Origin of the sequence: Siccirubricoccus soli (assembly GCF_024178315.1) — a bacterium.
In the GTDB taxonomy this organism is placed as follows: domain Bacteria; phylum Pseudomonadota; class Alphaproteobacteria; order Acetobacterales; family Acetobacteraceae; genus Siccirubricoccus; species Siccirubricoccus soli.
On the sequence record NZ_JAMZIK010000161.1, the window covers coordinates 23,837 to 33,594 of the forward strand.

The 9,758-nt window shown below is 71.2% G+C and carries 7 protein-coding genes; 6 read left to right on the forward strand and 1 reads right to left on the reverse strand.

Going from position 1 to position 9,758, the window contains the following annotated elements; all coding sequences use genetic code 11:
* Positions 1-340: 340 nt before the first annotated feature.
* Positions 341-1,879: an acetolactate synthase large subunit gene (locus NJ376_RS22845; protein WP_252955597.1), complete on the reverse strand. Its 1,539-nt coding sequence runs from the start codon at positions 1,877-1,879 to the stop codon at positions 341-343.
* Positions 1,880-1,989: 110 nt separating this feature from the next.
* Between NJ376_RS22845 and NJ376_RS22850 the strand changes: the two genes are divergently transcribed.
* The 6 genes from NJ376_RS22850 (at position 1,990) to NJ376_RS22875 (ending at position 9,644) form a co-directional block, all read left to right on the forward strand.
* Complete coding sequence (locus NJ376_RS22850) at positions 1,990-2,439, forward strand: hypothetical protein (protein WP_252955598.1); 450 nt, start codon at positions 1,990-1,992, stop codon at positions 2,437-2,439.
* A 232-nt stretch (positions 2,440-2,671) separates the two neighbouring features.
* Positions 2,672-3,940 carry a right-handed parallel beta-helix repeat-containing protein gene (locus NJ376_RS22855; protein ID WP_252955599.1) on the forward strand — a complete coding sequence of 423 codons (1,269 nt, stop codon included), beginning with the start codon at positions 2,672-2,674 and terminating at the stop codon, positions 3,938-3,940.
* A 207-nt stretch (positions 3,941-4,147) separates the two neighbouring features.
* The gene (locus NJ376_RS22860) at positions 4,148-5,185 is read left to right on the forward strand and encodes an ABC transporter substrate-binding protein (protein WP_252955600.1); all 1,038 of its coding nucleotides are present in this window, start codon (positions 4,148-4,150) and stop codon (positions 5,183-5,185) included.
* A gap of 131 nt (positions 5,186-5,316) precedes the next feature.
* A complete protein-coding gene (locus NJ376_RS22865; RefSeq protein ID WP_252955601.1) occupies positions 5,317-6,561 on the forward strand; it encodes a glycosyltransferase family 4 protein in 1,245 nt (414 codons plus the stop codon).
* Between the two features lie 345 nt (positions 6,562-6,906).
* Entirely contained in the window at positions 6,907-7,623 is a 717-nt protein-coding gene (locus NJ376_RS22870) for a response regulator transcription factor (protein ID WP_252955602.1), read from the forward strand.
* A 206-nt stretch (positions 7,624-7,829) separates the two neighbouring features.
* Positions 7,830-9,644, forward strand: a complete 1,815-nt coding sequence (locus tag NJ376_RS22875; RefSeq protein ID WP_252955603.1) for a glycosyltransferase — start codon at positions 7,830-7,832, stop codon at positions 9,642-9,644.
* The last annotated feature ends 114 nt before the right edge of the window (positions 9,645-9,758 follow it).

Sequence of the window (9,758 nt, forward strand, 5' to 3'; positions counted from 1 at the left end):
TGTCCCTGCCCCTCAACTGCGCGGCACGGCCCGCGGGCCGCCTTCGCCGCCTCGGCCGGAGACCGATGCCGCTGGTGTCGGGCCACCTTCACGTCCTGCCCATGCGTCAGCCGGGCTTCGGCGGTTGAGGCGGACAGGCAGGCAGCCGGAACAAGAGCGGGTGGCCTGACCGGACCGCCGCGGAACCTCGGCGGCGGGGCACACCGGCCCCCGGCTGCGCGCTGCAGGACCGGCCCCGTGGGCCCATGCCCTGCCATGCGCTGGCCCTGGCCCTGGCCCTGGCGCGGGGTCCACGCGCCTCAGGCCAGGGAAGCCACCGCCGCCTGGCGGCGGCTGCCCTTCAGATCAGCAGCTCGATCAGGAAGGGGCCGGGGCGGGCGAAGCTCTGCGCCATCAGGTCGCCCAGCCCTTCCAGCGTGCTGGCCTGGGCGGCCTCCACGCCCATGCTGTTGGCAAGCTGCACCCAGCCGATATCCGGGTTGCCGAGGTCCAGCATGTCCATCGCCGTCCGCCCGGGATTGGCGCCGACATTGCGGTACTCGCCGATCAGGATCTGGTACTTGCGGTTGGAGAGCAGCACGGTGGTCACCGGCAGCTTCTCCCGCGCCTGGGTCCAGAGCGCCTGGGGCGTGTACATGGCGCTGCCATCCGCCTGCAGGGCGATCACCCGCCGGCCCGGCGCGCCGATGGCCGCACCCACCGCGACGGGCGGGCCATAGCCGATGGCGCCGCCGCAATTCTGCAGCCAGTCATGCGCCGGGGCGGCGAAGGTGTGGGGGAAGAAGCCGCGGCCATAGGTGACGGATTCGTCCACGATGACGCTGCCTTCCGGCATCAGCGCCGCCACCGCCTGGGCCAGCCCCTCCGGGCTCAGCGCGCCGCGCGGCGCCTCCGGCCGGGGACCGGGGTCCGGCATGGCGGCGGCGGGGGCGGAGAGCTCCTCGGCCAGGGCGCGCAGGGCGGATTCGGCATCCTGCTCCAGCCGGGTTAGCACGTGCAGCTGGCAACCCGGCGCCCAGAAGGTGCTCGGCCGGCCGGGATAGCCGAAGAAGCCGATCGGCTCCTTGGCGTTCACCAGGATGATGTGCTCGTAGGATTCGAGCGCCTTCACCGCCAGCTCGTTCACATAGGGAACACGGTCCAGCATCAGCCGGCCGCGGCCGCGCTGGATGCGGGCGTTGGAGCCCTCGGCCAGCAGCTTCGCGCCGGTGGCGGCGGCGATTCGCTGCGCCTCCTTCTGTGCCCCCTCGCGCAGGGCCAGGCCGCCGAGCAGCAGCAGGGTGTTCTTCTTCTCCCGCAGCACGCGCGCCGCGTTGCGCACCGCATGCGGATCCGCCTGCGGCACGGCGGGCACGGGCAGGGCCTTGGCCGGCACGCCGCCCTCGTTCCATGAGCTGTCGGAGGGCAGGATCAGCGTCGCCACCTGGCCGGGCGAGGTCCGCGCCGCCTGCACCGCCACGGCGGCATCGGCGCCGACATCCTCGGCCTTGGTCGCGGTGCGGACGAAGGCGGAGGCACCGCGGGCCCAGCCCTCGGTATCCGCGGTCAGCGGCGCGTCGAAGGGTCGGTGATAGACGGCCTGGTCGCCGACGATGTTGACGATGCCGGAGCGCGCCCGCCGCGCATCGTGCAGCCCGGCCAGGCCGTTGGCGAGGCCGGGGCCGCAATGCAGCAGGGTGGCGGCCGGCTTCTCCGCCATGCGCCAGTAGCCGTCGGCGGCGCCGGTGACGATGTTCTCCTGCAGCCCGAGCACGCATTTCATGCCCGGGATGCGGTCCAGCGCGGCGACGAAATGCATCTCGCTGGTGCCGGGGTTGGTGAAGCAGACATCGACGCCGCTCCCCAACAGGGTGTGCACCAGGCTTTCGGCTCCGTTCACGGCGTCATCCTTCCCTTCCGGACATGGCGCCGCAAGGTGCGCGAGGCGGGACGCCGCCGCAAGGGCACGGGGCTTCTACCCGGGTGCCGCCCTGGTCTAGGCTGGCCGCCATGACCAGGACCATCCTGTACGGCTTCGTCGCCGGCTTCCTCGCGGTGCTGGTATTCCACCAGGGCACCGCCTTCCTGCTGCACCATGTCGGCAACGGCCTCGGCCCCTCGGTGGCGCTGTTCGGCCGGGTCCCGGCCCCCTTCAACATGGCGGCGGTGCCGCCCCTCGGGGTGCCGCAGGTGCTCTCCCTCGCCTTCTGGGGCGGGGTCTGGGGCATCCTGCTGGCGCTGCTGCTGCGGTGGCTGCGGGTGCCGGCGCTGCTGTTCGGACTGGTCTTCGGGGCGGTGGCGGCGACGCTGGTGGCCTTCACCCTGGTGGCCCAGATGAAGGGGTTGCCGCTCTGGGCCGGCGGCAACCGGCAGGTCTGGGCACGGGCGCTGCTGTATAACGGCGCCTGGGGCTGGGGCACGGCACTGCTGCTGCTGCGGCCGCTCGGCTTGCGGGCCTGAGGGCGCGCGGAGCCATCCCGTCCGGGCAGACAAGGCGGATCCCGGCGAGGCACGCCCGGCCGGCGCCCGCATCCACAGCATCACCGCCACCGCCGGCCTCTCGGCAAGCAGACGTGCCCAGGCGCGGAATATTGTTGGGAAGCATTGCAGACAAAACGATGCTCGCGCACCGGTTGAATCCCCATCACTGGATTCCCTATTCCCCTCCGGCATCAGGTGGAGGTTCCCGATCATGTATCTCGCCCGGGCGATACTATCTGGCCTGATTGCCCTTCTGGCCGTGCTGCCGGGACGGGGCGCCACTGCGGATATGGTCATCCGCTGCGAAGGCGATGTGACGGAGGCGTTGCAGGCCGCGGTCGGCGCCGGTACGGCACAGTCCCGGCCGATCATCCTCGAGGCGCCAACCGAGGGCGCCCGCTGCGGCCTGCGGCGGGGACTGACCATCCCGCCCGGCATGCAGTTCCTTGGCCGGAATCAGCCGGTCCTGGCGCTGACCGCAAGCGGCCGGGCCTTCACCGGCAATGCCCAGTCGGGCGGCTTCCGCATCGCCGATCTGACGGTGGATGCCAGCGCCGCCTCGGACGACAGGATGATCTACCTGCGCGGTACCCCTTCCGGCCGCATCGAGAACATGCGGCTGATCCGTCCGGGCGGCGGCATCATCCTGACCGGGGGGACGCATGACGTGGCCATCGCCAGGCTCACGGTCATCGAGAGCCGGCATCACGCCGTCGCCATCACCGACAGCTACAACAATTCCATCGACGATGCCGATCTCGAGGGGCAGCGGGGCTTCGGGGTCGTCCTGGACGGCACCTCCCACCACAACCGGCTCAACGGCCTCCGCACCTCGCACAGCGGGTTGGAACTGGTGGGGATGACGTCGCAGACCTCCTACAATGTCCTGACCAACAGCACGGCTTCCCGCACCGGCGATAATTGCTTCTCCATTACTGGCAGCCACAACCGGCTGGCCAACCTGTCCGGCAGCTACTGCGTGGGCGCCGGCATCACCTTCTACGGGTCCTACAACACGCTGGAAAACGGGCGGTTCGTCGGCAATGGCCAGCAGCACTGGGTCCGGCCAGCCTGGAGCGCCGGGGTGCTGTTCGCCCAAGGCTTCGGCGGCGTGGCGCAGCACAATACCGTCCGGAACGTTGTGGTGGATGACGACCAGCCGCAGCCGACCCAGCAGGTCGGGGTGATGGCCCTCGGCGCCTACGAACCCTGGGCGCCACGCCACGAGATCCGGGCGAATTTCTACCGCTATGTCGGCCTGCGCCTGTACCGCGCCACCAGCGCCGGCATCACCGGCCCGACGCCGCCCTCGGGCGATGGGCCGGTTTCGGATGGCGGGGTGACCTGGGTCTTCGTGAACAGCTTCGACCGGACGACCCTGCCGGACAACAACCGCGCCGAGCATGTGGAAGTCCTCCGGGCGGGCCGCGCGCCGCGCGAGGACCGGAGCGGCGCGCCCAACAACCAGGGCACGCGCTGAAGCGGGAGCCGGTCGCAGGACGCGAAGGCGGTGGCCGCGGCGGGATGGCAGGCTGCCTGGCCGCGCCGGATCGCCTCGGGGGGCCTGCCACCTGTGCCTGGTCGGGATCCGGCGCGTTCTGCCGGTGGAGATCCCGGAAACACTTGCGCTGCCGGAGCAACGTGGCACCTTCGGCGCCAGGGAGACCGGGCGGGGAACATCCAGGCCATGACCGTGCAACGCTTCACCGTCTCGCGCCGCGCGGCGCTTGGCCTGCTTGGCGCCGGGGCACCGCTGCTGCTGGCCGCCCCCGGCCCCGTCCGCGCCCAGCGTCGACTCGACCGCGTCTCCTTCGTCACCAATTGGCGCGCCCAGGCGGAGCATGGCGGCTACTACCAGGCCCAGGCCGCCGGCCTGTACCGGGAGGCGGGGCTGGAGGTGGAGCTGCGGCCCGGCGGGCCGCAGGTCAATCCGGCACAGCTCCTCCTCGGCGGGCGGGTGGACATGGCCATGGGCAATGGCCTCGTCGCGTTGCATTTCGTGAAGGAGAACATCCCCTTCCTCTGCATCGCCGCCATCTTCCAGAAGGACATGTCGGTGCTGATCGCGCACCCCGGCACCGGACTCACCGGCTTCGAGGCGCTGCGCGGCCGCACCATCCTGCTCGGCGCCGAAACACGGGTGACCTGGTGGCCCTTCCTGGCGAAGAAATACGGGCTGCGGGAGGAGCAGATCCGCCCCTACACCTTCAACCTGCAGCCCTTCCTGGCGGACCGGATGCTGGTGCAGCAGGGCTATCTGGGCAGCGAGCCCTTCTCGCTCCGCCAGGCGGGCATCGTGCCGGACACGCTGCTGGTCCATGATGCCGGCTTCGAGAATTACGGCACCACCATCAATATCGGCGTGAAGACCCTGGCCGAGAAGCGCGAGGTCATCCAGCGCTTCGTCGATGCCAGCCTGGCCGGCTGGGACCAGTACCTGAAGGGCCCGGCCGGCGGCTTCGACACGGCGCCGGCCAATGCGCTGATCAAGGCGGCGAACCCCGAGATGTCGGATGAGCTGATCGCCTTCGGCACGCGGATGATGAACGAGGCCGGCATCGTCCGCTCCGGCGATGCCACGACGCTCGGCATCGGCGCAATGACCGAGGCGCGCTGGCAGCGCTTCCACGCCGCGGTGGTGGAGGTGGGGGTGCTGCCGCGGGAGCTGGACTGGCGGAAGGCCTTCGACCTTTCCCTGGTGAACAAAGGCGTCGGCCGGGCCTGAGAGTCGTTCCACTGCGATACGCCTTGCGGCGCAGCGCCAGGGCATCGCGGCGTTGCCCGCCCGCCGGGCTTCCGGCAGAAGGTGGCGCCCGGCCACCGCGCGGCCGGCGAAAGCAGGGGCGCCCCTTCGGCATGCGGACACTCTTCGTCCACCAGAATTTTCCGGCCCAGTACCGGCATGTCGCCCCCGCCCTGGCGGCCCGCAAGGGGCATCAGGTGGTGGCGCTGGGGGAGAATGCCGGGGAGGCGCTGCCGGGCGTGCAGCATGTGCGCTACAAGGCGCCGCCGACCGGGGCGGAGAAGACCCACCGCTATCTCCGCCGGCTGGAGAATGCCACCTATCGCGGCCAGCAGGTAGCCCGCGCCGCCATGGCGCTGCGCGACCGCGGCTTCACCCCGGACCTGGTCTGCTGCCACCCGGGCTGGGGGGAGGGCCTCTTTCTCCGTGACGTCTGGCCCGATGCCAGGCTGCTCTACTATTACGAATTCTACTATACCTCGCGCGGCGCCGATGTCGGCTTCGACCCGCCGGGGCGGGAGGTCTCGATCGACGATGCCTGCCGCGTCCGCCTGCTGAACGCCAACCACCTGCTCTCCCTCCAGGTCTCCGACTGGGGCCATACCGCCACGCAATGGCAGGCCAGCCGCTTCCCGGACTGGGCGCGGCGCAAGCTCTCCGTGGTGCATGAGGGGATCGACACGGCGGCGATCCGCCGCCTGGCGGAGCCGAGCTTCACCCTGGCCGATGGCCGCCTGCTGCGCCCGGGCGACGAGGTGGTGACCTTCATCGGCCGCGGCCTCGAGCCCTATCGGGGCTTCCACAGCTTCATGCGCGCCCTGCCGGAGATCCAGGCCCAGCGCCCCGACGCCCAGGTGGTGATGGTCGGTGGGGATGAGCCGCATTACGGCGGCAAGCCGCGGCAGGGCGGCACCTGGCGGGAGGTGATGCTGCAGGAGCTGGAGGGGAAGCTCGACCTCTCCCGCATCCATTTCCCGGGCAAGGTGCCGCATGCGGCGCTGCAGGCGCTGCTCAGCCTCTCCGCCGCGCATGTCTACCTGACCTACCCCTTCGTCCTGTCCTGGTCGATGCTCGAGTCGATGGCCTGCGAATGCCTCGTCATCGGCTCCCGCACCCCGCCGGTGGAGGAGGTGATCCGGCATGGGGAGAACGGGCTGCTGGTGGATTTCTTCCGGCCGGAGGAGATCGCCGGCGCGGTGGTGCAGGCGCTGCGGGACCCGGCGGCGATGGCGCCGCTGCGCCGGGCAGCGCGGGAGACCATCCTGGCGCATTATGATTTGCGAAAGGTTTGCCTGCCACAGATGCTGACGCTGATTGACCGGGTCGCGGCGGGGAGCCTGAGCCCCCTCGAGATCTGAGCGGGTGGCGGGAGCGATGTCTCCCAAAGCGGAACGTTACATAATATTACGATAACAAACTTTTGAGGCTCGCGATGTTAGGATTTGTGAAGCCCCAACCCGGTGTTGCGGTGCACATTGCCGTTGCATCGCACACCAAAAGTTTGCACCCCAGGTTGGGCGCCGGCTCCGGTGCGGGCACCAAAGACGCTGGCGGACCCCGCCGGGCGGGACGCATCCGGGGAGGGCGCGTCCAATAACCGCAGCCGAACGGCGCGGGCAGGACAAACGGTAGGACGTAAGCGGAAGGCTGCCACGCAGACCGGCTGTATGGCGGCACGTGAGCACATGCAGCGAGAGGGCGGCATGGGACAGTTTGGGGTTGCCATCATCGAAGCCGATGGCCAGTTCGGCCGGCCGCTGGCGAAATTCCTCGCCGACCACGGCTTCCTGCCGGAATTGCATCAGGATGCCGTCGCACTCTTTCCCCGTCTCGCCACCCGCCCGCCCCAGGCGGTGCTGCTGGGCTGCGAGGGGGAACCGAGCGCGACGCTGCAGACCCTGCGCCGCATCCGGGAGATGTCCATCGTCCCCTGCCTCATCCTCTCCGGCCAGGCGGACGACATCAGCGAGATCCTGGCCCTGGAAGCCGGCGCGGACGGGCTGCTCGACCGCGCCACCCCGCACCGCGCCCTGCTGGCCCGGCTGACCGCCGTGCTGCGCCGCGGCGATTGGGGCGCGGTGGAGACCGTGCCCGCCCTCTCGGTCGGCGGCTGGAAGCTGATCCCCGAGCGCCGCCAGCTCCTCCGCCCCGATGGCAGCGAATGCGCGCTGACCACGGCGGAATTCGACCTGATGCAGATCCTCGCCGAAAGCATGGGCAAGCCGGTCTCCCGCGACCTCATCGCCGCCCGGGTCTTCAAGCGCCCCTTTCGGGCGGAGGACCGGACGGTGGACAACCTGGTGCTGCGGCTCCGCCGCAAGCTGGGCCCCACCCAGCAGGACAGCATCAAGACCATCCGCGGCGCCGGCTACCTCTTCGCCGGCTTCATCGGCAGCGCCACCCGGGTCGCGGTGGCCTGAGCGCCGCCACCCCTGCCCTGCGGCCCCGGCCGGTCTGATCCGGGGCAGCCTCCGGCCCGATGGACCACGGTGCGCTCCATCCGTTCGGAGATAAGCTGCTCTAGATGGTGTACTTTCTAGAGCAAGAGATTCGATCAGGTGATTCCACCTGATCGGATATTGCTCTAGGCTCCGGTCCCCGCCCGCCGCCACAGGCTGAATCGCCCTTGTCCGACCGCATTGCCGGCATGCCGGCCGAGGATCTCCTCCGCATTGCCCTGGCCGCGGTCCGCTTCCCCGCCGCCATCGGATCCGGGGAACGCTTCACCCCGGCCGACCTGCAGCGCATCGCCGAACGCTTCCCCGGCTTCCTCGCCGCGCATCTGGACCGCTTCGGCGTGCTGGGCGGCGCGCCGGGCATCGCCGGCTTCGGCTCGGCGCTGGCCGCCTGGGCGCGGGGCGGCGCCGGAGAGGGGGCGGGGCTCGCCGCCCTCGCCCAGCGGCTTTCGCTGCGGCCGGAGGCGGGGGCGCTGCTCGCCGCCGCCCTGCCCGCCATGGCGGAACTCCGCCCGCGCGATCTGCCGCCCGGCCTCGCCGCCCCGGGGCCGGGGGGGTTCTCCCTGCTCTTCCGCCTGCTGGCCTATGCCATCCGCCTGCGCCGGCCGGACATGCTGGCGGTGGTGCCGGCCGAGCCGCTGGCCATGGTGGATTGGGTCATCGTCTTCGGCCTGGCGGAGCACGGCCTCTGGCACCTGCTGCCCATCCGCGATCGCCGCCTGCTGCTGGCCGGCGACGAGAACCGCCTGCCGCTGTTCCTCCGCGCCGTCGGCCGCTTCCGCCCGGATCTGGCGGCGCTGGCGGACCGTCCCTTCCTGCTGCGCGACTGGTTCCGCCGCCATGCCAGCGCCGAATACGGCATCCGGCTGGAAGCCCCCGCCGCGATAGCGGCGCGCCCCGGGCTGCTGACCGTGATCGGGCCGTGGAAGCAGGTGCTCGGCATCGCCGACGATTGCTTCTCCGCCTGCCGCGCCCTGCTGGAGGCCGACCGGCCCTTCGAGGTGGTGAGCACCCGTCCGGCCCGCTGGATCGAGGCGGATCCCGACAAGCTCGCCCTGCTCGGCCATCTCTCGGCGCCGGTGCCGCATGGCGACCGCGCCCTGTTCTGCGACACGCTGTTCGAGGCGGTGATCTGGGCACTGCGCCATTGGCGCCGCTTCGAGGCCTTCCGCCGCACCGATCTCTTCACCCCCTGGGAGCTGCCCGGCCTGCCGCCGGGCTGGCGCCTGGCGGCCGGGATGTTCGACACGGTGATGACGCCGGCAGGCTTCGTGCAGCAGGCCTTTGCCGGCACCGGGGCGGGGCGGGTGCTGCGCCTCACCTCCTCCGTCGAGGTCGTGGGGCGGCCGGCGCCGGCCGCGCGGCTGCTGCTGCGGCGGGCGCTGCCGCTGCCGCCACGGGCGCGGGTGGTGCTGACGGTGTTCGACTTCTCCTCCCATGTCAGCCGCAAGAACCCAGATGCGGCGATCGCCGCCTTCGCCGCCATCCGCCGCCAGTTCAAGGATGCGGTGCTGGTGGTGAAGACGACGCGCGGCCGCCGCCGTCGGGGCGAGGCGCGGCAGCTGGCGGCGAAGCTGCGCGCGGTGCCGGGCGCCATCTGGGTCGATGGCGCCTGGGACAATGCGGCGCTGGAGGCGCTGATCCAGCGGGCCGATGCCTTCATTTCCCTGCACCGGGCGGAGGGGTTCGGGCGGAACATCGCCAAGGCGCTGCTGCTCGGCACCAAGGCGGTGGTCACCGACTGGTCCGGCAATGCCGATATGCGGGCGGAGCCGGGCTATTTCGGCGTGCGGGCAAAGCTCGTGCCCCTGCGGCCGGGGGATTACGTGCTGGCCCGGGGCCAGCATTGGGCGGAGCCGGATGCGCGGCACGCGGCGCGGCAATTGCGCGCGGCGCTGGGGCCCAGCGTGCCGAAGCCGGGGCGGGCGGCGTGCCGGTTCTCGCGGCAGCGCTTCGGGCGGAGGTTGGTGAAAATATTGGAGTGAAGTTGGGGGCTCTGCCCGTTGGCGGCAGGACCCCCAACCCTCCGGACCCCGGCGGGCGTGCAGAGGGCAGAGCCCTCTGCCAGGGGCCCGGGGGCGGAGCCCCCGGATTGCCGC

Excerpts from the sequence above, each read along its gene's own strand:
- NJ376_RS22865 (WP_252955601.1), top strand. The coding sequence starts at position 5,317 with ATGCGGACACTCTTCGTCCACCAGAATTTTCCGGCCCAGTACCGGCAT.
- NJ376_RS22860 (WP_252955600.1), top strand. The coding sequence starts at position 4,148 with ATGACCGTGCAACGCTTCACCGTCTCGCGCCGCGCGGCGCTTGGCCTG.
- NJ376_RS22855 (WP_252955599.1), top strand. The coding sequence starts at position 2,672 with ATGTATCTCGCCCGGGCGATACTATCTGGCCTGATTGCCCTTCTGGCC.
- NJ376_RS22850 (WP_252955598.1), top strand. The coding sequence starts at position 1,990 with ATGACCAGGACCATCCTGTACGGCTTCGTCGCCGGCTTCCTCGCGGTG.
- NJ376_RS22870 (WP_252955602.1), top strand. The coding sequence starts at position 6,907 with ATGGGACAGTTTGGGGTTGCCATCATCGAAGCCGATGGCCAGTTCGGC.